31 protein-coding genes and 1 pseudogene are annotated in these 23,199 nt (G+C 48.5%); 3 read left to right on the top strand and 29 right to left on the bottom strand.

Annotated elements, in window-relative coordinates; translation table 11 throughout:
* Nucleotides 1-23 precede the first annotated feature (23 nt).
* The 10 genes from DW819_RS08915 to DW819_RS08870 form a co-directional block, all read right to left on the bottom strand.
* The gene (locus tag DW819_RS08915; protein WP_118732984.1) at nucleotides 24-2,828 is read right to left on the bottom strand and encodes a TetM/TetW/TetO/TetS family tetracycline resistance ribosomal protection protein; all 2,805 of its coding nucleotides are present in this window, start codon (nucleotides 2,826-2,828) and stop codon (nucleotides 24-26) included.
* Between the two features lie 61 nt (nucleotides 2,829-2,889).
* The gene (locus DW819_RS08910) at nucleotides 2,890-3,843 is read right to left on the bottom strand and encodes an L-lactate dehydrogenase (RefSeq protein ID WP_118732983.1); all 954 of its coding nucleotides are present in this window, start codon (nucleotides 3,841-3,843) and stop codon (nucleotides 2,890-2,892) included.
* 169 nt (nucleotides 3,844-4,012) lie between these two features.
* Nucleotides 4,013-5,365, bottom strand: coding sequence for an MATE family efflux transporter (locus DW819_RS08905; protein ID WP_243025752.1), 1,353 nt, complete (start codon nucleotides 5,363-5,365; stop codon nucleotides 4,013-4,015).
* A 14-nt stretch (nucleotides 5,366-5,379) separates the two neighbouring features.
* Nucleotides 5,380-5,802, bottom strand: a complete 423-nt coding sequence (locus tag DW819_RS08900) for a C-GCAxxG-C-C family protein (protein ID WP_118732981.1) — start codon at nucleotides 5,800-5,802, stop codon at nucleotides 5,380-5,382.
* A 113-nt stretch (nucleotides 5,803-5,915) separates the two neighbouring features.
* Complete coding sequence (locus DW819_RS08895; RefSeq protein WP_182432611.1) at nucleotides 5,916-6,515, bottom strand: GNAT family N-acetyltransferase; 600 nt, start codon at nucleotides 6,513-6,515, stop codon at nucleotides 5,916-5,918.
* 17 nt (nucleotides 6,516-6,532) lie between these two features.
* Nucleotides 6,533-7,111 (bottom strand): peptidylprolyl isomerase, encoded by a 579-nt coding sequence (locus tag DW819_RS08890; protein ID WP_243025750.1) that lies wholly within the window; start codon nucleotides 7,109-7,111, stop codon nucleotides 6,533-6,535.
* Nucleotides 7,112-7,126: 15 nt separating this feature from the next.
* The gene (locus DW819_RS08885; protein WP_118732980.1) at nucleotides 7,127-8,203 is read right to left on the bottom strand and encodes a Xaa-Pro peptidase family protein; all 1,077 of its coding nucleotides are present in this window, start codon (nucleotides 8,201-8,203) and stop codon (nucleotides 7,127-7,129) included.
* A gap of 13 nt (nucleotides 8,204-8,216) precedes the next feature.
* Nucleotides 8,217-9,077: an ABC transporter permease gene (locus DW819_RS08880; RefSeq protein ID WP_118732979.1), complete on the bottom strand. Its 861-nt coding sequence runs from the start codon at nucleotides 9,075-9,077 to the stop codon at nucleotides 8,217-8,219.
* On the bottom strand, nucleotides 9,074-9,898 hold the full coding sequence (locus DW819_RS08875) for an ABC transporter permease (protein ID WP_243025748.1): 825 nt from the start codon (nucleotides 9,896-9,898) through the stop codon (nucleotides 9,074-9,076). Before DW819_RS08875 ends, DW819_RS08880 begins: the two co-directional genes overlap by 4 nt.
* Nucleotides 9,899-9,940: 42 nt before the next feature.
* Nucleotides 9,941-10,081, bottom strand: coding sequence for a hypothetical protein (locus DW819_RS08870; protein ID WP_347560191.1), 141 nt, complete (start codon nucleotides 10,079-10,081; stop codon nucleotides 9,941-9,943).
* 235 nt (nucleotides 10,082-10,316) lie between these two features.
* On the opposite strand from DW819_RS08870, the gene DW819_RS08865 reads away from it, so the two are divergent.
* The gene (locus DW819_RS08865; RefSeq protein WP_118732978.1) at nucleotides 10,317-10,838 is read left to right on the top strand and encodes a type III toxin-antitoxin system ToxN/AbiQ family toxin; all 522 of its coding nucleotides are present in this window, start codon (nucleotides 10,317-10,319) and stop codon (nucleotides 10,836-10,838) included.
* Nucleotides 10,839-10,854: 16 nt separating this feature from the next.
* On the opposite strand, the pseudogene DW819_RS08860 reads toward DW819_RS08865, so the two are convergent.
* Nucleotides 10,855-11,321 (bottom strand): annotated as a pseudogene (locus tag DW819_RS08860) (terminase TerL endonuclease subunit); the annotation flags it as partial.
* A 120-nt stretch (nucleotides 11,322-11,441) separates the two neighbouring features.
* Between DW819_RS08860 and DW819_RS08855 the strand changes: the two are divergent.
* Nucleotides 11,442-12,470 carry a tyrosine-type recombinase/integrase gene (locus tag DW819_RS08855; RefSeq protein ID WP_118732977.1) on the top strand — a complete coding sequence of 343 codons (1,029 nt, stop codon included), beginning with the start codon at nucleotides 11,442-11,444 and terminating at the stop codon, nucleotides 12,468-12,470.
* Nucleotides 12,471-12,488: 18 nt separating this feature from the next.
* Nucleotides 12,489-12,809 carry a hypothetical protein gene (locus tag DW819_RS08850; RefSeq protein WP_118732976.1) on the top strand — a complete coding sequence of 107 codons (321 nt, stop codon included), beginning with the start codon at nucleotides 12,489-12,491 and terminating at the stop codon, nucleotides 12,807-12,809.
* Between the two features lie 62 nt (nucleotides 12,810-12,871).
* Here DW819_RS08850 and DW819_RS08845 read toward each other — a convergent pair whose 3' ends face one another.
* From DW819_RS08845 to DW819_RS08760, 18 genes are all read right to left on the bottom strand, one after another.
* On the bottom strand, nucleotides 12,872-13,666 hold the full coding sequence (locus DW819_RS08845) for a M15 family metallopeptidase (protein WP_118732975.1): 795 nt from the start codon (nucleotides 13,664-13,666) through the stop codon (nucleotides 12,872-12,874).
* A gap of 12 nt (nucleotides 13,667-13,678) precedes the next feature.
* A complete protein-coding gene (locus tag DW819_RS08840) occupies nucleotides 13,679-13,840 on the bottom strand; it encodes an XkdX family protein (RefSeq protein ID WP_243025746.1) in 162 nt (53 codons plus the stop codon).
* Nucleotides 13,841-13,844: 4 nt separating this feature from the next.
* Nucleotides 13,845-14,327 carry a hypothetical protein gene (locus DW819_RS08835; protein WP_118732974.1) on the bottom strand — a complete coding sequence of 161 codons (483 nt, stop codon included), beginning with the start codon at nucleotides 14,325-14,327 and terminating at the stop codon, nucleotides 13,845-13,847.
* 78 nt (nucleotides 14,328-14,405) lie between these two features.
* Entirely contained in the window at nucleotides 14,406-14,675 is a 270-nt protein-coding gene (locus DW819_RS08830; RefSeq protein ID WP_347560190.1) for a phage holin family protein, read from the bottom strand.
* Between the two features lie 3 nt (nucleotides 14,676-14,678).
* The gene (locus DW819_RS08825) at nucleotides 14,679-15,026 is read right to left on the bottom strand and encodes a hypothetical protein (RefSeq protein ID WP_243025744.1); all 348 of its coding nucleotides are present in this window, start codon (nucleotides 15,024-15,026) and stop codon (nucleotides 14,679-14,681) included.
* Nucleotides 15,027-15,035: 9 nt separating this feature from the next.
* Nucleotides 15,036-15,239 (bottom strand): hypothetical protein, encoded by a 204-nt coding sequence (locus tag DW819_RS08820; RefSeq protein WP_118732973.1) that lies wholly within the window; start codon nucleotides 15,237-15,239, stop codon nucleotides 15,036-15,038.
* A 79-nt stretch (nucleotides 15,240-15,318) separates the two neighbouring features.
* A complete protein-coding gene (locus DW819_RS08815; RefSeq protein ID WP_118732972.1) occupies nucleotides 15,319-15,576 on the bottom strand; it encodes a hypothetical protein in 258 nt (85 codons plus the stop codon).
* Nucleotides 15,576-15,842 carry a hypothetical protein gene (locus DW819_RS08810; RefSeq protein WP_118732971.1) on the bottom strand — a complete coding sequence of 89 codons (267 nt, stop codon included), beginning with the start codon at nucleotides 15,840-15,842 and terminating at the stop codon, nucleotides 15,576-15,578. The genes DW819_RS08815 and DW819_RS08810 overlap by 1 nt, the downstream gene beginning before the upstream one ends.
* 2 nt (nucleotides 15,843-15,844) lie before the next feature.
* Nucleotides 15,845-16,213, bottom strand: a complete 369-nt coding sequence (locus tag DW819_RS08805) for a PF13754 domain-containing protein (protein ID WP_118732970.1) — start codon at nucleotides 16,211-16,213, stop codon at nucleotides 15,845-15,847.
* A gap of 13 nt (nucleotides 16,214-16,226) precedes the next feature.
* Nucleotides 16,227-17,141, bottom strand: coding sequence for an Ig-like domain-containing protein (locus tag DW819_RS08800; protein WP_118732969.1), 915 nt, complete (start codon nucleotides 17,139-17,141; stop codon nucleotides 16,227-16,229).
* 531 nt (nucleotides 17,142-17,672) lie between these two features.
* A complete protein-coding gene (locus DW819_RS08795; RefSeq protein ID WP_118732968.1) occupies nucleotides 17,673-18,713 on the bottom strand; it encodes a phage tail protein in 1,041 nt (346 codons plus the stop codon).
* Between the two features lie 13 nt (nucleotides 18,714-18,726).
* Complete coding sequence (locus tag DW819_RS08790) at nucleotides 18,727-19,407, bottom strand: hypothetical protein (RefSeq protein ID WP_118732967.1); 681 nt, start codon at nucleotides 19,405-19,407, stop codon at nucleotides 18,727-18,729.
* Entirely contained in the window at nucleotides 19,404-20,582 is a 1,179-nt protein-coding gene (locus tag DW819_RS08785) for a baseplate J/gp47 family protein (RefSeq protein ID WP_118732966.1), read from the bottom strand. Before DW819_RS08785 ends, DW819_RS08790 begins: the two co-directional genes overlap by 4 nt.
* Nucleotides 20,575-20,937, bottom strand: coding sequence for a hypothetical protein (locus DW819_RS08780; protein WP_118732965.1), 363 nt, complete (start codon nucleotides 20,935-20,937; stop codon nucleotides 20,575-20,577). The genes DW819_RS08785 and DW819_RS08780 overlap by 8 nt, the downstream gene beginning before the upstream one ends.
* A 4-nt stretch (nucleotides 20,938-20,941) precedes the next feature.
* The gene (locus DW819_RS08775) at nucleotides 20,942-21,340 is read right to left on the bottom strand and encodes a Gp138 family membrane-puncturing spike protein (RefSeq protein WP_118732964.1); all 399 of its coding nucleotides are present in this window, start codon (nucleotides 21,338-21,340) and stop codon (nucleotides 20,942-20,944) included.
* A gap of 36 nt (nucleotides 21,341-21,376) precedes the next feature.
* A complete protein-coding gene (locus tag DW819_RS08770; RefSeq protein WP_118732963.1) occupies nucleotides 21,377-22,228 on the bottom strand; it encodes a hypothetical protein in 852 nt (283 codons plus the stop codon).
* A complete protein-coding gene (locus DW819_RS08765) occupies nucleotides 22,228-22,587 on the bottom strand; it encodes a hypothetical protein (RefSeq protein WP_118732962.1) in 360 nt (119 codons plus the stop codon). Before DW819_RS08765 ends, DW819_RS08770 begins: the two co-directional genes overlap by 1 nt.
* Before the next feature lie 12 nt (nucleotides 22,588-22,599).
* A complete protein-coding gene (locus DW819_RS08760; RefSeq protein ID WP_118732961.1) occupies nucleotides 22,600-23,199 on the bottom strand; it encodes a phage baseplate protein in 600 nt (199 codons plus the stop codon).

Here is a 23,199-nt window from a genome sequence, read left to right as displayed (position 1 = left end):
GTTTTTCCAGGCAGCTTTTTCATTCATGCCTTCTTCCCTGATATCCCGGATTTTTTCTCAGATTTCTCCGGGAAAGCCTGCTCCGATGGTGGCGCGATCTTTCCAAGCCTCACCTGCTCCAGATATTCAGCCAGATCTTTCTCCACTCCAGCAAACAGATAATGCTTGCCCGGCTTTACCAGATTGCCTCGGTCTTCCTCTATCTGGCGGCTGACACGCTCCATGTCTTCTGCCAGATCACTGGCTGACATAAGCAGACAGCCCTGACTCCGGATGATGACCTGTTCCAGACCGTCAGACGTTGCCACCGTTACCCGGTATTTTCTGCCCATCTCATGGGCAAATTTCTCAATATACTGGTCCGCGGTCTCCGCTTCTTTCGTGTAGACCACATGAATATTGTGGTAATCCTGTACGCTTCCTGTTCCTCCCGCAACCTTGTAGGCATCAAATACCACGATCAGGTTGCACCTCCTGTAGCCCTGGTAGTTGCAGAGCATGTCCATCAGGCGGTGGCGGGCACCATCCAGCGTGACCTTCATCAGCTCCCGCAGTTCATCCCAGGCATAGAGAATGTTATAACCATCCACCAGAAGATATTCTTCCACCGGTTCTTCCTTTTTTGTACGGTTATATGTTCCGGCATCGTATACCACCTGGCGCGGGCCGCTGTCATAAGAGAGTTTACGCTTGCTCTCGCCGTAGGTACGGGTAAAGATAGCCTCCAGTTCCTTGTCATCAGCTCCAAAAGGTGCGGATGTACTTCCACCACCACTGTGCGCATTCCATCCACTCCTGTCCGGTTCCGGTGCTGCGCATGCTTCCTGCCCAAGTACCGGAAGTCCGGTCTGAATGTGCATGTAATGCTTCACTTCATACCACGGCACCACGAATCCGGCTCCGTGGGCGCAGAATACAGAGCCGGTCGGATCTGCCAGATCCAGTTCTGCCTCATAACGGGTATTCTGCACCACCTCCACTGCATTATGGCAGGGGAAATACCCCTGCAGCACACAGCTTACGCGGCCGCGTCCTTTCGTGTAGGACACGACTTCCCGCTGATAGTTCTGCATGGTGGCCACCGGAACAACACCGCTTAGGACCATATTCTCCCCGTCCACTTCCGGCGGCTCAAATGTTCCCTTCATACGCTCTAAGTCTGTCATGGCACGGCCGGCATATTCGGACGGAACCTCCAGCTTAAACGCGTAATACGGCTCCAAAAGCTGCACACAGCCCTCCGCGGCCGCCTCACAAAGCCCCTGCCGCACCGCGCGGTAGGTTGCCTGCCGGAAATCTCCGCCCTCCGTATGTTTCTGATGCGCACGACCCGCGATCAATGTAATCTGCATATCGGTAATTTCGGATCCGGTCAGAACACCGCGATAGTGCTTTTCCTCCAGATGGGTTAAGATCAGACGCTGCCAGTTCCGGTCCAGAAAGTCTTCACTGCACCGAGCAAAAAACTGCAGTCCGCTTCCCGGCTCTCCCGGTTCCATCAAAAGATGTACCTCCGCATAGTGACGCAGCGGCTCAAAGTGTCCCACGCCTTCAACGGCAGCAGTGATCGTCTCTTTATACACAATGCTGCCCGCATCCAGGCGGATATCCACACCAAAGCGCTCTGCCACCAGGCTTTTTAACACCTCGATCTGCACCTCACCCATAACCTGCACCTGAATTTCCTGTGCCTGCTCATTCCAGGTGATATGAAGCTCCGGTTCCTCTTCCTCCAGCTGCCTTAAATCTGCCAGCATCTTATGGGCATCGCATTCCTCCGGCAATTCCACCCGGTAAGTCAGAACCGGCTCCAAGACCGGAAGCTCGGACTCCGCTTCCGTCCCGATGCCCTGTCCCGGATACGTGTTCAAAGGTCCGGTCACTGCGCAGATCATGCCCGGCATGGCTTCATTTACAGTCTCATATTTCATTCCGGAATAGATGCGGATCTGATTCACCTTCTCCGGCTCTTTTCCTTTTTCCTGCAGAAATTCTTTGACTTTCAGGCGGCCGGAGGTAATTTTCAAATGAGTCAGGCGGCTTCCCTGCTCATCACGGGAAATCTTAAAGACCTTTGCGCCAAATGCCGTATCCTGATCACTGTTTATTTCGCCCATCCATCGTTCCAGCCCGTTCAGCAGTTCCTCCACTCCCTTAAGCTTTAACGCCGAGCCAAAATAGCACGGAAACAGCTTCCGCTGCCGGATCAGCCTGCGGATCTCCTGCTCCGGAATACTGCCGTTTTCCAGATACTGCTCCAGAAGCTCCTCCTCCGACATGGCAATGGTCTCCCAGATCTCTTCCGGCACATTTTCTTTTTTTCCGTCCAGAAGTGCAAAATCCACACAGGACTCACTCAGCCGCTTTTGCAGCTCAGAAAGCAGCACTTCCTGCACCGTGCCGGGCTGATCCATTTTATTGATGAAAAGAAACGTCGGCACCCGGTATCGCTTTAGCAGGCTCCACAGCGTTTCCGTGTGCCCCTGCACACCATCCGCTCCGCTGATGACCAGTACTGCATAATCAAGCACATTCAGTGTCCGCTCCATCTCTGCAGAGAAATCCACATGCCCAGGCGTGTCCAGAAGTGTCACAGTGACATCGCCAAGCCGGCATACAGCCTGCTTGGAAAAGATCGTGATGCCACGCTCCCGTTCCAGGGTATAAGTGTCCAGATAGGCATCCCGGTTGTCCACGCGCCCCAGCTTTCTTGTCGTTCCTGTTGTATATAAAATCGCTTCCGACAGGGTTGTTTTCCCTGCATCTACATGGGCCAGAAGCCCTATGCAGCGATAGCATTCCGCCTTTTTCGAATCCTGCTGTGCCATGAAAAAAGCCTCCTTCTGTGATCGCATAATGAAAAATTATACCACAGAAGGAGACTCCAGTCTACAGCTCCAGCCCCTCCGCAATCCTCCTCAGGGTCTCTGCGGACTGGATCAGCCTTGTCGTTTCATCCTCATTCAATGAGATTGGTACGTGAGTTTCCACGCCCTCCGCTCCCAGCACCACAGGCATGCTCATGGCAATATCACAGATTCCATATTCCCCGTGCATCATCGAAGACACCGGAAGGATTGACCGCTCATTGCGGATAATGCAGGTACAGATGCGCCGCACAGACATGGCAATGCCGTAGTAGGTGGCCTGTTTTTTTGTAATGATATCATAAGCGCTGTTTTTCACGGATTCAGCAATCTCATCCAGCTTCATTTTCGGATTATCATAGCCACGCATCTCACAAAAAGCATCCAGCGGAATGCCGGAGATGTTGGTGCTGCTTAATACTGCGATCTCACTGTCACCGTGTTCCCCTACAATATAAGAATGCACACTGCGGCTGTCCACCCGCAGATGCTCCCCCAGGGCATATTTCATCCGTGCCGTGTCCAGCACCGTGCCGGAGCCGATCACGCGTTTTTCCGGCAGCCCGCTGAACTTAAGCGCCGCATAGGTCAGAATATCCACCGGATTTGACACGACGAGAAGAATGCCCGCGAAATTCCGGGATGCGATCCTGGGAATGATGCTTTTGTAAATCTCCACATTCCGATGAACCAAATCCAGTCTGCTCTCATCCGGTTTCTGGTTTGCTCCGGCTGTCACAATAATGACCGCCGCGTCTGCCACATCATCATAATCGCCCGCATAAACCTTCATGGGCGCCGCAAATGGAATGCCATGGGAAATATCCCTCGCTTCCCCGTCTGCTTTGTCAGCATTTACATCCAAAAGCACCAGTTCAGAAAACAGTTTGCTCTGCATCAGCGTAAACGCTGTCGCAGAACCAACAAAGCCGCAGCCAATGACTGCGGCTTTTCTGGGCTTCATCACATTACTCATAAGACCCTCTCTTTCCTGAATGACGATCCGTACCGGACATGTACAAACCGTCTTCAACAGTCATGAACTCGTTTCTAGTCTTTGTGAGAAATGGACTCTGTATACCAGACTTATGAAATTTTATAGAAAACCTGTAACTGTGAAGGTACTGAACAGTTACAAAAACCTATTATCCCTGAACCAGCTTTTCCGCGTTCTTCATCCAGTCTGCGCGGAAGAAATACACCGCCATGCCGGCGGCACAAAGCACCCAGGTCAACGGCCATCCCGCGATCACCACAAGAAGATTGTGCGTCATCGGTACGGTAATGGCCAGATAAATCTGCCGGATCACAACAAAGCAGCTAAGCATAAAGAACATGGGAATGCTGGATTTTCCGGCCCCGCGCAGGGCACCGCTCAGGATCTGGACCACCGGAAGACTCCAGTAGGCATAAGAAAACATCTTCAGCATTGCAGCGCCATTGGTAATAACTGCCGCATCGTCTGTAAACAGGCTCACAAGCAGAGCACCTTCCCGATTCATCCAGACGCTTCCGGCCAGAATAATGGCCGAGCACATGACCCATGCAATAAAAATTCCCTGTTTTACCCGCTCAGTCTTTCGTGCGCCGATATTCTGTCCGACAAAGGTGGTGATCGTCATGTTAAAGCTCTGCAGTACAAGCTGTAAAAAACCATCGATCCGGATCGTAGTAGAGTAGCCTGCAATGGCCGCCGTTCCAAAGCTGTTGATATATGACTGCACCACAACGTTTGAAAAAGCCGTAATGCTCTGCTGCAGCGCCGCCGGAAGTCCGACCATAAGGATCTGTCTTATCATTTCCCGGTGAAACCGTATCTTCTTCATCTCTACGCGATAAGCCTCGCTGGTCCGGATCAGCTGACGCATGACCAGATAAGCGCTGACCGCCTGGGCGATCATGGTTCCCAATGCCACTCCGGCTACGCCAAGACGGGCCACACATACCAGAAGCACATCCAGGATCACATTTAAAACACTGGCAACTGCCAAATAGATCAGCGGATCCCTGGAATTTCCGATTGCCCTGAGAATGCCGGAGCCCATGTTATAAAACAGAAGGAACGTAATGCCGGCAAAGTAAATGGTCAGATAGAGAGTAGAATGCGGCAGCACCTCCTGCGGTACACCAATGGCTCGCAGAAGCGGGCGTGTCAACGCAATACCGGCAACGGTAAACAGGGCGCTCAGCAGCACGGTTAACGCCAGCGCACTGTGCACAGCCTGACTCATCTTTTCTTTCTGGCCGGCTCCAAAATACTGGGCAATAACTACACCGGCACCTACCGACAGACCCATAAAAAAGCCTACCAGCATCTGGATGACCGATGCCGATGCACCGACTGCCGCCAGCGCATTCGTATCCACAAAGTTTCCGACTACATAAGAGTCTGCCGTATTATAAAGCTGTTGAAAAAGATTTCCGATCAGCAGCGGTACGGCAAAAAGCAGAAGGGCCTTAAAGATATTCCCTTCAATCAGATCTGTCTGTTTCCCCAACACGTTTATACCCCTTATTTACCCGCCTGATGTTCTTTTAAGTATTCCTCGGTCAGTGCCACTGCATCCATAATGCACTGCGGACAGCTGCAGAGTACCTTGCCGGTCTCAACACCCTTTAACTCACGGCACAGGTAGGAACCGTTTTTTTCTTGGAATTTCTGCACCTGATCCTTTACCTGCTTGTAGGTACTTCCCTTCGTCGGCATGCCTTTCTTTAAATCTCCTACGCTGTTGGCAAGCCCGATCACCATCATCATGCCGGACAGGGCACCACACATCTCCATCATGCCCATGCCAAGGCCAAAGCCTTCGGCAATCCGAAACAGCTCCTGCTCGTCTACCCCAAACTCTTTGCAAAAGGTACATGCTACCGCCTGTGCGCAATTGTACCCCTGGTTATGTAATGAAATTGCGTATTCTGCTTTTGTACTCATGATGTTCTTCCTCCGTCTGAATTCTTTCCGGCCATAACTGCATATTTTTCTCTGTTATGCCCTGACTCTGATATTCAGTATACTCCGAATTTTTCAGACTGTCCACCTCACAATTACAGATTATCTAAAAGTGTCTGCACATCGGAAAGCTCCGGAAACCAGATCGGCATATCCATCCTGTCCTGATGCTCTCCGATCATCTTTTCCATCCAGACCATATTGTACCACCGTCCGAATTTATAACCACACTTGTAAAATTCGCCCACAAGCCGGTAACCGATATGAGCGTGGTATTCCACACTGTTGCGGGTCAGGTACTCATCCTCCACCTCCGGCACGCCGATACAGGCCTCCATATTCAGGATTCCCATAGCACCACAAACAGCCTCCAACGCACGGTTCAGTCTTCCGCCCACGCCGGAATGCCGCAGATTCTCATCGACATAGATTGAGGTTTCCACAGCCCAGTCGTAGGCTGCACGGTCATGAAATGGACCAACATATGCATAGCCGAGGATCTTCCCGTTCTGCTCTGCGACCAGATACGGATATTTCTGTAAAGTGTGGCGGATCCGTCCGCGGAATTCTTCCAGCGTTGGGACTTCATACTCAAACGTGATGGCCGTTTTAATCACATACGGCGCATAAATGGCTAACAGACTTTCTGCATCATCCTCTGTGGCTACACGGATTCGGATATCATGTTTTTTCATAAATATATCTCGCTTTCTTACAGCTTCGGCCAGCATTTCGGCAGTTTCGGATTTTCCACCCGAACCGGTTCCGGGTACTCCCGGCCGAACAATTCCAGTTCTACATGATCCAGGATCTCCGGCTCTACCGGACAATTCACCTCCACGCCCGGAATCGGGAAATCCACCGGAGCCGTAGGCACCTTGGCGATCCTCTGAATCTCGTCCATGCCGGATATCACTTTTCCGAATACCGGATAGACTCCCTTGTGATCTGGGCAGTCGCGAAGCGGGAAGAAAAATTCACAGTTTGCCAGACCCGCATCCCCGTAACCACCCATGCAGACACATCCCGGATGGGAATCAAGCGGCGTCACGTCCGGATTTAAGATAAATTCATTGGGGATCAGGTACTGGGTTTCCTTGTGACCAAATGCCGTGTAGCTCATATCCACCCAGTTTCCCGGCACAATGCGTTCAATGGCATGATGATCCAGGTAACCGTGAGACACTGCAAAAAGAAAGCTGTTTACCGTATTCGGTGCGGACTCCGGCAAAAGCTCGATCACGATTTCTGCTCCGTTTGCCATATGAAGCGTTGCTATGGGATGTCTCATATTTCGGTTCCTCCCTTATTCAATGATCTGTAAATTCTTCGGGTAATGATTGAGGACTTCTACTCCGTTCTCAGTAACCAGTACCAGATCCTCCACACGGACACCGGTATCTCCGGTTAAGTAGATGCCAGGTTCAATCGAAAAGATCATACCAGGCTTTGCTTCCCAGTTATTTGCCGAGGAAACATCGCCAAACTCATGCTCGGACAGCCCGATGAAATGACCAAGACGGTGATTAAAATTCGGTCCCCATCCTGCTTCGGTAATCAGATTTCTTGCAGCCGCATCCAAATTCCGAAGCGGTACGCCCGGCCGGATTCTGCTGATGGCCGCCTCATTGGCTGCCCTTGTCGTCTCATAAACCTTCCTGTGCTCCTCACTGACCGTTTTGAAATAGAAGGTACGGGTCATGTCGGAGCAGTAGCCATCCTTGATACAGCCCACATCGAACAGGACACAGTCTCCCGGTTTGACAGCAGTATCATCCGGGGCATGATGCGGATCTGCCGCATTCGCACCGAAAGCAACTAGAGGTGGGAAGGAATATCCGTCCGCGCCAAGGCTCAGATAAATCTCCAGCATCTGGTCCGCAACCTCCTGCTCCGTCACACCCTCATGGATCAGGCTTTTAAACCGGGCCATGGCCTGGTCATTAATGTCTGAAGCCACACGCATCTTTTCCTGTTCCTCAGCATCCTTCACACCGCGGGTAATGTCCACAGCCTCAGAGCCATTCACAAAGCCTGCCGCTGCCTTCATCTCCATCAGCGGAAGCAGAAACCGGGCCTTTAAATCCTTATCTACCCCCAGCACTGCATGCTTGTCCAGATGCGCTGCCACAATCTCAGCCACCGGATCTGTGTCAGAATACCAGACCTTCTCCACACCCACCTCCTGCGGCACATGGAACAGATGATTTAAAAAATAAGCATGATGTCCGTCTGCCCGTAACAGCAGTGCATAAAACCGCTCGATCGGTGCCATGGACACACCAGTCAGATAGTAAATAGACATAGGATCTGTCAGCAGCATCTGGCTGACCCCCTGCTTCTGTAATTCATCCAGAATTCGTTTTGCTCTTGCTTCGTTCATGGTAAAATCCTCCTCATTTTTTCTTTGCTATCGACAGTTTTTTCTCAAAAATCCCTATCTGCCAAAAGGGGCGCCGCAGACCATCGCCAATGAAATTGGCTCCTACAGCCATGGTGAAGATCGCAAGACCCGGGAAACCGGATACCCAGAACTTATTGAAGTAATCCACACCGTCAGAAACCATCATGCCCCATTCCGGGGTAGGCGGTGCGGAGCCCAGTCCCAGAAAGCTCAGCGTTGAGAACATCAGGATCTTATTTCCGATATCCGTAGTCGCCATGATCAGCACGGAGCTGACACTGTTGGGGATGATTTCTTTCATCAGGATACGCATGCGGGAGGCGCCCAGGGCTTCCGCCGCATTCACGTACTCATTTTCCTTGACACTTAAAACCACGCTTCGCATGAGTCTTGCGTAAGTCGGCCAGGATACGATGACCAGGGCAAACATGGTGTTAAACAGATTGGAACCCATCACCGCATTGATGATCATAGCCAGGATCAGGGACGGGAAGGATAAGATCATTTCGGAAAAACGCATCATGACATTATCCAGCCATCCACCCACATAACCAGCCAAAGCCCCGTAAAAAGTACCGATGACACCGGCAATGGTAACGGAAAGGCATCCGGCGAGCAAAGAATACCGGCCTCCGTAGATCACACGGCTGAAGATATCGCGGCCAAAGTTGTCGGTGCCGAAGATATGGCTTGCCGACGGTGCATTCAGCCGCAGGGTCAGATCCTGCGCGATCGGGTCGTAGAGTGCGATCACCGGAGCAAAGACAGCCGCAAGGATCCATCCCAGGCAGATCACAATTCCCAGCGTGAACAGGTAATTGGATTTTAATAATTTTTTCAGGGAATATATCATTCGCTGCACCTCACTCTTGGATCGATGATTCCGTACAGAATATCAACCACTGTATTAATGATCATATAATTCGGCGCGATCAGAAGCGCCTCGCCGATGATTGCCGGATAGTCCGCCGTCATCACAGACTCGTATGCGAACTGACCTACTCCCGGCCACTTGAAAATGGTCTCGACAAGCACCATGCCGCCCAGCAGATTTCCAAGTCCCAGACCAATCACGGTCATAACCGGGATCAGCGCATTGCCCAGGGCATGACCGATGATCAGTCCCAGACTGCCAAGTTCCTTCGCCTTTGCGGTGCGGCTATAATCCGTAGAAAGTGCATCCAGCAGATTGGAACGCGTTGTTCTTGTGATCAGCCCCATCGTAAAGGCTGCCAGCACAATGCCCGGCAGGATCAGATGCCGCAGTGCATCCATGGCTTTGACAGGATTCCCCTCCAGCAGACTGTCCAGCACATACATACCGGTCACGGTCTGCGGCGCGGAAAAACTGTTGCTTAATCGTCCCGGTCCCGGAAAGATCTTTAATTTGTAATAAAAGAAATACAGCATCAGCAGGGCAAACCAGAACGCCGGAATGCTGACACCCGTGACGGAGACAGCACGGACAGCCTGGTCGATAACGCTGTTTCGGCGAATGGCAGAAATGATGCCAAACAGGATGCCGAACAGGGACGCGATCACAATGGAGAACAGGGCGAGCTCCAGAGTTGCCGGATAACACCGGGCCAGATCATCCAAAACCGGTCGGCTGGTGCGGATGGATGTACCGAGATCAAAATGCAGTAAATTGCGGATATAATGTATGTTTATCACAACACCACCGAGATTTGCGCCATTGGCAAAAAAGCTGGCTCCTTATTCTTCACAGGCCATTGTCATACCGACAGCATTTCTTGCCATCGCAATAGGTGAGTAACCGATAAGACCATCAAATCCAAGTCCGGGAATATGAAGCACGTCCTCCTGCCTTAAGATAATATCTCCCATCTTTTTCATATTGGAGTTTTCATCAGTAACTATCGAAAAAAGTTCATAAAATTTTAGCAATCAAAGGCATTGATTTTTTGCTGTAAAATTGCATATAATAAAAACACAGATAGATATCTGTGCAGCGGTTAGAGCGTCCAGTTAAAACGCTCGGTTAAAAGCGGTTAGATTGTCCAATTAAAACAATCGGTTAAAAGCAGTGGGTGGAGTAATCCACCCGCTTTTTTGCTTTTCAGGAGACTCTATGGATTGGTACGTTGTCGATAAAAAATACATAAATTACCTGACACAGTTTGATTCCCGTGTCGGATATGTGGAGTATGGGGAACGTTTGAAACTCCATGTGGTAATTCTTCTTACTATCGGAGATTTCCACTACTATGTCCCTATTTCCTCTGCAAAACCGAAACATCAGAAAATGTCCAACAGTCTGGATTTCCACAAACTCCATGAGGAATCCACCGGATATCTTTATGCTGTATTGAATATCAATAATATGATTCCGGTTCCTGATAACTGCCTTACTCAGTTAAAATATAATCAGGTAGAAAGTTTCCGTTCTTTCAGCAACGAAAAGGAAAAAAACGACTATGTTTACCTTCTCCAGAAAGAAAAAGCCCTGATTGACAATGTTCAGGACACTCTACAAAACAAAGCCCTGAAATTATACCAGAAGCGCATTGCCAAGCCGGATTCTTCCCTTGCTGCAAGATGCTGTAATTTCAAAATGCTGGAAGAAAAATGCAGTTCTTATTCCGATACATAAACAAAACCATGATCATTCAAACCTCTCCATCTGCCGGAGAGGTTTTCTTTCTTAAAAACAAGAATTCCCTGCCATCATATACACGTTCCTCGCTGCCCTGATTACGAATTGCACGGTCAAGTGCCATAACGGTTGCTGCTGCATCGATTTTCTCCGTAGATTAGATTTTTCCTTATCCATTTTGATATTTCTGGCAGGGTCTTGTCTGACATACACATTGTCCATCATCCACCGGAGAACCTCATGTCCACCGTGGGCAATTCGCTCCTCAAGTGTCAGCTTCATAAGTTCCTTCGTTGGCGGACTCATATCCTTATACCCCTTCCCGAAAGGAACAACGGTAAATCCCATACATTCCAAATCCTGTATCATCAGCATTGCTCCCCAACGGTCAAACGCAATTTCTTTTATATGGTACTTCGTTCCAAGTTTCTCAATGAATTTCTCTATAAAACCGTAATGAATCACACATCCTTCTGTGGTTTCTTATTCCCAAAATAGCGAAATCCTTTGATTTATTGGTTTTTTCTTGACAGAAGGCAGACTGTTTCACAGTTGGTTGAGGTGATAAGTTACCATATTACAATATTAAAGGAGGGCGCTATGGTACGAACTATTACAACCACAACATTGATCAATGACATTCTGATTGCACTGCAGGCATCCGGTGTCGTCTCGGACGAAAACCTGAATACAGCTAAGATGATCCTGGAAATGCACCTCTGTCCTTACCAGATCACCCAAGAGGATGAAACAGCCCTGTCTACGGATCTGGACATGACAGATTCCTATCTGCAGCAATTCCTTTTAGACATGCACTTGCGCGGATGCACCGAATTGAGTATCCGATCATACCGCTATGAGCTGCGCACGTTTCTTGATTTTGTCAATAAAAATGTGAAAGATATCAAATATGCCGACATTATGGCCTATCTGGTACACGGCCGCCTGAACAGGAAATGGCGCGATGGTACCTATAACGGAAAACTGATCCAGATCCGTTCCTTTTTCTCATATCTGTATGCAGAGGATCTTCTTTCGGACAATCCCGGGAAGAAACTGAAAGAGGCAAAGGTAGAGCGAACGATTGGCCCTACAATCAATTCCTACCAGCGCGAAGAGGTCAAATGCGCCTGCAAAAACGAACGCGAACTTGCGCTCTGTGAAATGCTTTACAGCACTGGTGCTCGTATCAGTGAACTGTTAGCCATGAATCGCAGTGATGTAGACATGGTAAACATGAAAGCTATCGTGTACGGTAAAGGACGCAAGGAACGTGAGGTTTACTTTACGGCTCCGGCCAAACTACACCTTGAACGCTATCTAGCATCACGCGCCGATAACAATGAGGCTTTGTTTGTCTCAGCCAACAAGCCATACAACCGTTTAAGCAATGCCGGAGCACGTCATATATTAAAACGCATCCAGGCTCGTGATGAGAACATTGCAAACATCAAGCTCACCCCGCACACATTCCGCCGATCGGTCGGCACCGATATGATCAACCGTGGTGCTCCATTGGAGCTTGTAGCCGAAAAGTTAGGTCATGTGCAGCTTGATACCACCAAAAAGTGCTATGCTGCTATCAGCAAAGAGACCGTGCACCAGGCACACAACCGTTTTGTCCAGTAAAAAAGGAGACCGATTACCATGCCTTATACCTTAACTATTAATTATGCCATGTACTATTTAACCTTGCAATATCTTAATTCCAAATCACGTAACGCTGGCCGTTCTTTTGTTATTGACAAGACCGATATTTATTCTACTGGGGAGGCTGAGTACATCAGCCTTTCCCCAGAGGAACAGCACAACGTTTCTGTTATGGCTGCCAAAGTCGCAGACCAACTCTTTCCCAAATTACAGGATCGCCCTGGTACGTTAGTTCTACGAATGCGTCCTGCCGTATTGATCGATGTGCAAGATAACTCTGGTTTACAAGAATCCTATTTTTTTGAACCAGAATTATAAAAAGAAAAAAGGACTACCGCATCAAAGTCAAATAGGCTTTAGATGCGATAGTCCCTTTTTCTTTATGCTGCAAGTCCCGGATACTGTAACGCACCATCCTGATCAGGCGTCAAAGTCACCGGCTCCGTTGCCATGTGCCCCTTCTCATCCAGATAGTACCATTTACCTCCAATGGTCTGCAGGCCTTTTACCATTGCTCCGTCTGTTCCCAGGTAGTACCAGTTATTTTTATAGCAGTACCAGACGTTGCTTACCATCATTCCAGCACCGTCAAACCAATACCAGCGATCCCCGTCTTTGTACCAGGCATTTACCACATACTTTCCGCTACCGTCCCGGTAGTAAAACCGCCAACCGCCGTCCTCCTGCTGCCATCCGGTCTTAACCGTCTCCGGCACCCAGGTAGCCATAAACTTTTCCGGTGTGCCGTACTGCTGGATGAGCTGGCTCGGAGTGCTGCCCCAGTCCGGAATGTACAGGTGTGGCTTGTCCACAATGCTCTTCCAGTCACCGCCCCAGGCAAGGCCCAGAGCTTTAGCCAGCTCGGCTGCCTTTTTAAAGTGACCCTTGCTGTCATTGTAGGCATCGTCGGAGATCTTGCCATCTCCGTCTACATCCATTTTGAGGTAAAAATCAAAGGCGATGCCCCACTGGTGCTGGGACCGGTAACTGCTGCCTTTTGCGTTGGTCACGATGTTGCCTGGCTTTGTGCGGCCCTGAGCATAAAGAGCGTCCTGCTCCGCTACGGTGCGAAAGGTTTCACTGATGGCTACGCTGATGCCTTCGGTGGCACAGGCTTTGATCCAGGCGCTGGCGATACGCTGCAAGCGTGGGTGGCATAAGGTAATGTCTCTCATGCTATCACCCCTTTACACTTCGGTTGCACCGGTGCAACTTTTCTTCTTTTCAATGATTTCTTCTTTTTCTGCTGCCGTGATCCATTTCTTCTTAACGGCATTATCCAGACCTTTTTCTGTCAGTTCCCCTTCCAGGTACAGTTTTTCAATTTTTGCTCTCATGATATTTTCCATCGTCTTACCCCTCCAGCATTGCCACTAAAATATTGTTCTGGACTTCCTGCATCTCTTCCACGTCCTTGCGCAAATCTGACTTGCACAGGACGATTTCTGCTGCGTCTCCGTATACCAGCTCGTTATGATAGGTTTTAACCGGCTTGGTACCCAGGCTGACATCCTGCGCACTTTCTTCAGTATTTTCCTGCAGTTCCGCAGTTTCTTCTGACTTCTCTGTATCCTCAATCTTTTCGATATCTACCGGTACGTCAAAGATTTTAGATACTCTCTTGATGTACTTATATCCGTTATAGTTCTGGACCAGCTTTCCATTTTCTCCATAAAGTCCGATTTTTTCCAAGTCCTCAGCCTGCAGATCTGCCTCAATGTCATCGATTCCCTTTTCTCCCAGCTGGATTCGGATAGTCATACTCTCTTCCATATCCTGGATTCCGTTCGGTACCAGAGTTACGCTATTACCAGATGCAAATCTTAATTTTTCCATAAATCAATCCTCCTACTGTTTTTAGGTTTATGCGGCCATAACCCGGGCCGCTACGGGAGATATCCGGATCACCTCCTTCTACGCACTTTTGGATGCCTGCTTTACAACCTGATGCACGCCTGTTGCCGCCAGACCGGACACAATGCCAATCGCTGCCGCGTTGATCACATCCGTTGCCGGGAAGTCCGGCATCACATACATACCAACTACGCCCAGGATGCCGCCGGTCACTCCGCATACCACCGGGATGACTTCGTCATTAACCTTGGCAGACGCCTTACAAGCCATGCCTCCCAGATAACAAACCACCGTAATTGCCGCTACACTGGCAATACCAAAATCCATCATGTCTTAATCCTCTCTTTCTGCTGGCCCATATTCCAGGGCCAGACATCTGTTATAAAGTTCCTCTCCAGTTCCATTGCCGCCCAGAGCTTTGTACGGTTTGAACATGTACTCCAGGTTATCCCGGTCTCCCACCGTACAGTATCCGCGGCTTATGTAAAACTGACACGCCTGGTAAAGGCGGTCATGGAGCAGGGCCAGTACTGCAGCGTTAATAGCCTGGTTCTTTACCACTTCAGTCTTTAAGCGTTTCGACAAACCGCGATATGCCGCGAATAGAGCTCCAGAGATAGCCGCAAACAGCCATTCTATCCAATGTGCGGCTATGTACTGAAATATCAGTGCTACCATCATAAATCTCCTTTACTCGTGATCGCACTCCTTGTGTCCGGGACCGCCCTGCACATGCCTCGGCTCTGCATGATCGGCTGTTCCCGGCGTGCTATCCTTGCGGTACTCGTGATCAGGGCCGGTGCTTAATACCTCATTGCGCGGTTCCGGAGTCGATACTCCGGTATCCGGGCCGTAAGGGATGTTCGGGGTTTCAGATTTGTGTTTGATACTCATGTTCTTTTCCTTTCTGCTGTTTTACGGACAGCTCCGGTGCATAAATAAAGCCGCCTTTTCATGGCGGCATGTTTCTTTTTTAACTTTTATTTACTCCATATGTAATCTGCAAGTGTTCTAGGCGCGGCAAAGCCATATTGATGCCTGCATCCATTCTGATTTTTTTATTTGTTGTATCTGGTAATGCTGTTATTTTGATGTTGTTAGACAGCATCGACATGATGTACAGATTTTTTGGGTATATACACGGTATTTCAACTGCAATTTTTACTTTTCCGCCTACATTTACTGTATTTGGCGTTATTTGCACAGACTTAATGCATATACTATCTACCATTACTCAGTCACCACCTCAATGCATTCCATAAGAGTCTCGTCTGCTACCTTATATGTGATATACAATTTATATTCTAGTCTCTTTTTCGGTGCTATTTGTGCATCAATAACAGTTCCATCTATAAAGCATTCTCCACTTGCTTCTGTTTCATAGCTGCTTTTGAGCTCCCATGTTGCATTCCGGATCACGAACGGCTCATTGTTGCGTGCATGGATACGGATCCGGACATGCTTATTTTCGCCTACATAAAATCTGATTCTCTGCATAGCTATCTCCTTTCCGCGCACGCCGGATCGACCAGCTCCGCATAGTATCCAAATGGGATGATGTCCGCCGCATCCAGGCACCCGCAAAAATCGGCGTAAACCCTTTGCGGCAGTACATCGGCATCCGGCAGCACATCAATGAGTTGGCCGTAGTATGGCAGCGGCTCAACGTGTGCGCAGAGCAACGCCGTATTTACCACAAACAGCATCTTGGCCATGTACGCCTGATTACCCGCATCATCCTCAGCCAGAATCTCTACCACATACTCCCCGTCCGCATCAAAAGGGACCGGCACGCTCCACCGGTCCCCTGAATCTGCGGACAGTTCCACTTCCTGGCCATCTACGCGGCCAAATACTCGTTTGACCATCGCAGCCTCCTTATCAGTCGGTGACCTCCACGCTAATGATATAGGTCTTGCCAGCATCTACCGGATTCGGATTGATGGTGATGCTCTTGATAACCGGAGCGGTCTGATCTACGGTCACGGTACGGGTGACGGTCGTAGTCTTGCCTGCTGCATCCCTGGCAACTACAGTGATAGTATTTGTGCCAACGACCAAAGTCAGATCTTTGCTGAAACTGCCGTCATTCTCTACAGTCACTTCAGTAGCTGCTCCGCTGTTGAGCTTCACAGTCACAGTAACCGGGCTGGATGTCTTATCGTTGGTAGTACCCTTGACGGTGATTGCAGTCTTATTTGTGATCAGCTTGTCTGCCGGAGCGGTGATGGATAAGGTCGGCGGTACGGTATCCACGGTACAGGTAACCGATTTCTGAGTCGCTGCATTGCCATCGTAGTCAGATGCATCAATCTTGATAGTGTGTCTGCCATCTGCCAGCGCGGTAGTCGGCGTGTAGGTGCATTTATAACCGCCGCTAACCGTTTCTTTGGCAATGCTATCTCCGGTAACCTTGGCGCCGCTGTCGATCGTAATGCCGATGGTAGCCGGATTAACGCCGGAATCTGCATCGGTAACCGTCCAGACAATACTTGGCTTGTTGTTGGTCAGATAAGCCCCTGCGGTCGGGCTGCTGATAGTGATTACCGGAGCATTCTTTTCCTTGACTTTTAATTTAAGGCTATCACCCAATGTAGCGTCCGTATCTGTCTTTGTGGTCGTGTTGCCTGCCGCATCTGTAGCTTTAATGGTAACCGGATAATAATGGCCGGAATTCACATTGTAACTGGACTTTGTCGGGGCTGTGATTGTAGCTTCATACTTTCCTGATGCAGTATTATATGTAAGCGTGGTTGTTACACCATTTATAATGGCCTGTACTGTTTTTACTGCCATTCTTTTTTCCTCCCTTTTTGTTGTTCTTTTTTGGTAGATTAATCTTTTTTATTTTGAGTTCATTTTTAAATTTGTAAGCGTTCCTTACATGTTCGATGTTCCTACATCCCCCCATCCCATCCACTGCGTTGTATAGTAATTTAAAATATCTAAACGGTGGATATTCTGCACGAATTACTAGAATTAAAAATATCCAAATTAACGATTATTATGTATACATCGACTTGGACACTAGTGATCTTCCAACTAATAAAAAATTATCTGAATATCCGATGATACTGGTTGCAGTTAATACAAATATACTGTAGCAGAACCTATATTGTATGCTGATCGTGCTGGCGACCGAAAAATTCGCATTGTGTTTGCCGGAACTATCACCGGTACAATCAATTTATGTTTGCAATATTCGGTTTCTCCTGTGTAATTTAAACAGCGTCACTCCATTCTTCCCATTTACCACTGACGTATGATTGACATTTTAATTAATTTGTAGAACGGTCAATCCATTCACGTTTTATAATAATTGTTTTATTATGAAAAAAGCTTCAACCATTGCCAATTTCCATAATTTGCTGTATCGATTCCACCAATTATCCACGAATGACCCGTCCAATGATTAACAACTAAAATAACAATAGCATCAGAATGAGGACCAAACGCAATGATATTAAAGTTTCCGGTTTCATCGAACATTGCAGCAGATTTATCATTGAATATATTTAAAATTGATACTGGAGGCACAAAATTATTAATAATCCATTTTTGCAATGTATTGGTTTCAACGTTAACATCTTGAACTTTGTATGTCTTAATTGGATTCAAGCCAATATTACTATTTAACGCATTATATTTGGTCAGCAGATCCTCACATTTCTGCAACAATGTTTTATTGAGCTGATACAGTAAATATGCGCTTGGTACCAGATTCGTTGATTCGACATTCTGATTCGATATCATTTCTTTTGTTACAGCATATCCCTTTAACCAGTTAATGTCGCGATCATGCTGATATCCCAGTACAGTGCCCATAACTGTTTCATGATCACCGGCCGTATCACTAAATGAATTAATAATATCGCTTTTGTGTACGGTCTCTGCTTTTTCTGCCTCAAATTTTTCTTCTGTGATCAGGCTTCCCGGATTAATCACCGCTGTAACACTCTGTACCTCTCCAATCTTAACCACCAATGTCAGCTCGATAAACTTACTGATTGCATTGTTTTCCGGATACATGTACTGTGGATCCGCTGACATATCCAGATAAGCATACAAGATTTCTCCTTCGTCCGGATCTGTCGCAAAAAGACCGGCCTCCGTGATAGTAAAGCCAGTCTCTACCCCGATGGAACTAATCTGCATAACAACACTCGCTTCATCTCCCGATGCGCTGTGTGATGCGATGCTCCCGTCCATTTTGTATTCATTTAATCCAGTCATGCTGCCTGGATCATATCCTCCCGGCACCTTTCCTGTACCAATGGCTACTCTCGTAAAGGTCAGTGCTGTCTCTGATGCCACCAGTTTCGCGATCAGCTGTAAGCCTTTTCGCGTTACTACTGTTCCGTTTGCCATGATTTACTCCTCCTTAATTTGCTCCATATGTAATCTGCAGATGTTCTAATCGCGGCAAAGCCACTTTGATTCCTACATCCACTCTGATTTTTTTGTTTGTCGCGTCCGGTGATGCTGTTATTTTGATGTGATTGGATCTCATTGACATGATGTACAGATTTTCCGCCCCACCGAAATAGGTCTGATAAAAGATCCGGATGCCGATTCCAGATGCCTTGATTCTGCTCATCAACCCTGCTATGGTTTCCGCGACTCTTTTATGCTCCTCATCCAGCTTGTCCTCATCTATGTACAGGTACACTTTAGCCGGATAGATTTCTTCGGTTTTAACATCTGCTGCCGTTACTCCAAACAGCGTAGCTGCTGACAGGATAATCGTGTCTAAATCTCCAGATGCCAGCATGGCAATGGTCTTTACCTTGATCATGATTCGCAAAATCTCATCACTTGCCTCGCCCCTTGGCACTCCAAAGCTCTCTCCATACCTGGTCAGCGCAGACCCCTGCATGACATCTATGTTGTCCCACAGTTTTACCTTTTCCGTCTGGTCCTTGATAATATCAAATCCCCAGCCCGCAAGCGAGAACAGCTTTCCGATGTTGGTCTGCGGCATCTGGTTTTCTTCCAGGCGCTGCATATCCGTCCGGTTGTAGGAGCTTGTCAGCATCTCCAGCATCTTGATTGCAAAACTCATACAATGATCACCGCGCTTTCTTCCGTGATGGCCTTTTCCCGATACCCCACTTCGATGTTTGTCTTTGTGTAGGTTTCTCCGTCCGTGCTGATATCAATGTCAAAGTCTTCCACCCCCGACACCGCCGTTACAATCCCAGGGAGCTTGATGTAGACCACATTCTGTCCAATGTCCAGGCCTCCATCCGTGTTACTGCCAATATACTCAATCAATGCCTGTTTCACAGCATCATCTCCGGCATATTCTGTGCCTTTCTTCAGTTTTGAGACCTTGATCCATACCTTTTTCGTTGTCGGCCGCGAAAAGCGAATGGAAAGCTGCTGCTGTGATGCTGTCATCACACTCACTGCAACATTTCCAACGGTCTGGATTCCTCCTGACCGTTTTGCATAGATAGTCTTTGCAATGGTCTCATCTACTCCACCATAGACCACCGCCTCTATGGAATGCGCCGGAAGATTATATGTATTGTCAAACTCATCTGTGTCATTCTCGTACACAAACGCGGATGATACACCCTCAACGTCATTCAGCAGTGCTGCGCGAAGTGCGTCTGCATTTACCCCACCCGGATAGTCTACGGACTGATAATATCTCTCCCTGAACTCCGCATCCGTTTCTTTCAGTCTCCCTCCCGCTATATCTGCGTCGTTTGTAATTGATTCAATGCCCACCACCGAAGAGGGATTGACGATCACCAGCACGGTTCCTGCTGCCGTGTTGTACTCTGGACCTGTCTCCACCGCTCTGACCAGTGCCAGAACATTCCCGGAATCTCCTATTGTCACCTGATCCATAACGGTATACTGCAATCCTCCATTGGTTGCTACCAGAAACCCTGCCGGAACCGTTGTCCCCGGTGTTCCTGTTACCTTGATGTATCCGGTTGCCTTCCCTTCTGTGAGGAGCTGCATGCCGATTGAATTCCCCAGGTGATACAGGCTTGTCCCCACTGCCGTATCAATAAACCTGCTGTTATAAACATCTTCTAGGCACGCAAAGAGGATATTCCAGATCCATGCCAGGATGCGCAAAAACACGCCCAGAGGGGAGCGCACAGTCAGATTGATTCCGTCCCCGTATAACTCACGCGCCTTGTATTCCAAAGCGTTCAGGAGTACCGTGTAGGTCGGTCTGTAAAAACCTTTGTCTGTTAATCCCCAGTTATCATTCACCTACGCTCACCTCCATGCTGACTTTCTTTCCGTCATTCAGCGTGCCGGAAAAACTGATTTCAACCGCTCGCTTATCCATGTTTACTATAAGCTCATCGATCATTGCCACCCGGTCCTCCTGGAATATTGCCTCGCGGATGACTTCGTCTGTGGTCTCGTCATCGACCGGCAAGCCCAGTATTTGCTCGTAGTCCGTACCATGTTCGGGTACAAGGTCAAAATCACCCTGGAAGGCTGTCAGAGCCATTCTTACGCCCTGTGCTGCTGCCTCATCCTCCTCTATGGTTTCCAGTATTCCGGCATCATCAAAACACAGGTCTTTTGTATCCTGATTTATCTTCCATGCTTCATTCATGTTCTTATCCCTTCTGCACTACTCCGACAAACACCGCATCATCACCGGAATGCACTCTGGTGGAGTTTGGCATACTCTCTGCCCCGCTCTTTAACGAGTTATCGCTATCCAGATCCAGGTAAACTACCACTCCGATATCTCCAGGACTGATTTTCACCTTTACGATTCCTTTCTTTCCCTCAACCTCTACCTCAATCGGAACGTTGGCCACCTTTACTCCCAGCACCGGAGGCGGCGATACGTATGTTCCACCAATCTCTCTTTTTACAAGTGGCTTTACATCAACGGTCATCTTTCCCTCGTTAAATGCAGTTACCTGTACAAGATCTGCGCAGCGTACCTTTAACAGGTTTTTCCTCTCGTTGGCTTCCAAATTGGCCAATCCCGGGTCTTTTCTTGCCATAGCCTAACTGTTCCCCACCTTTCTGCTTTCTGGCCGTTATCCGGCCACCTTGAACTCAATCTCCGTGTTCCACGTTCCGGTCGGGCTACCTTTGTGCGTTCCGGAAACGATCTGAAACGTCCCGTTTAAATCTCTCGACTGGATCTGTACAATGTCACCAGGTCCCATACGATAATTTAACAGGCATGTCCGTTTCCATGTTTTCTGTTCTGCTGCCTTCTTTTCTGCGTCTGCCCCTTTGGTCTGGGCCGACTCAACCGTTGTAACATCCGAATCCGCAGATGTGAACAGCAGCCCCGTTTCCGGTGTAAGTAAATAACCTTTATTTACACCGTCAGCAGGATTGTTGATAATAATCTGGTTTGTGCGGATCAGGAGACGCGATTTACACTCGTTTACCACGATCTCAGTCAGGATGTCTTTTAGCTTTCCGGAACACACACGCCCTCGCGGATATGTCACATTCTCCACAAGCTGAAAAACTCCAACCTCCAGCCCGAAGATGTTGAGCAGATCTCTCACAATATCCTCTGCCTTGCAGTTTTCCGCATAGGTTTTATTGATCTGCGTGTTTAACCACTGATCCAGGGCCGCCGTGGCTGTGATCTTTGTCACCCACTCAACACCCTGCTGGACATGCCGGCAGCTTGCTACCTGGCCAACAAACAGCACTCCCACATCGTCCTCATATCCTGCATTGAGGATAACAACCTGATTTTTTTGGATTCCGGCTCTTGATGTGGCGCTGAGGTTGTTTACCGTAAAGCTCGCGGTCACCAGCTGGTCTGAGTCATAAAACGGCACCTCAAAGTCAAAATAAAATCCATCATCCATGTTATATTTAAGCGGTCCGATCTGCAGCATGGCAGACCTCAGAAAAAATGCCATCAGTCCGTCCTCCTCTCATGCAGGTACAGCTGCACATCGGTGCCTAAATTGTCTTTAGTAACCTCATCGACCTCTCCTGTCAGGCAATACGGAATAATAACCGGCATCGGATACCTCGCATCCTCAATTACCCGGAACATCGGTCTCCCATAACGAACCGGATCTCCGTAACAAAGAACCTCACCCGTTACCATAATAGCCAGGTCGATCGTGTAAAACCCTCCCTTATCGTTATACTTGACCGTCATCGTATAGGTGCGATCGTCCAGCTTAATCGAAAAGGTATATGGTACCTTTTCCGCATCGATTGGAATGTATTCCACCTCAGCGGTCAATCCCATTGACTGGAGTTCATCCATACCCCCGCCTCCTTATACTCCATTGTGGCTTGCCGTCTTTCTCTGTGTCGGTCCAGAGCTGCTTTTGCCGTTGTAGCTGTTTACATAGGCCGCATAGGCGCTCTGGCTGATCTGCTTGCTCACGGTTGTCTTTAGCCCTGCTGCTTTTGTTTCCTTCGCTGCCTCAGGTGCCTTAGATTCGCCTCCTTTAGACTTATCCTCCTGGCTCATAAGCTGCTTTTGTCCAATCTCAACATAGGACCCGGAAACTATATTCGCCTTCTGCAGTGTTGCCGTGAAAGAAAATCCTTTTTTGTTTGACGCATCATTTTTTAACTGCAGGTTCGTGATCACATAATTACTTACCCGGAATTTTCCCACATACGTCACCAGATCCCGGTTCTTCCACATGCTTTCCAGCCTTGATTGAAAGGAGCTGTAGTTTTTTACTACAACTCCCACAATCTGGATCTGCTCCGGATTAAGATATACATGGTCCTCGATACTGCTTCCGCCCTCGATAGCGTTGGATGTCATCTTGCTGGACTTTGTCACAGTCTCTTGTGTAATGGTTCCGGTCTTTGGCACAAATGATACCGTCCCGGACTTTTTCCCAGTCAATCTATATGACAT

Origin of the sequence: Clostridium sp. AM33-3 (assembly GCF_003480315.1) — a bacterium.
Classification (GTDB): Bacteria; Bacillota; Clostridia; order Lachnospirales; family Lachnospiraceae; genus Brotaphodocola.
The sequence above is the reverse complement of the archived record's forward strand: the minus strand, read 5'-3'. Positions and strand labels throughout refer to the sequence as shown.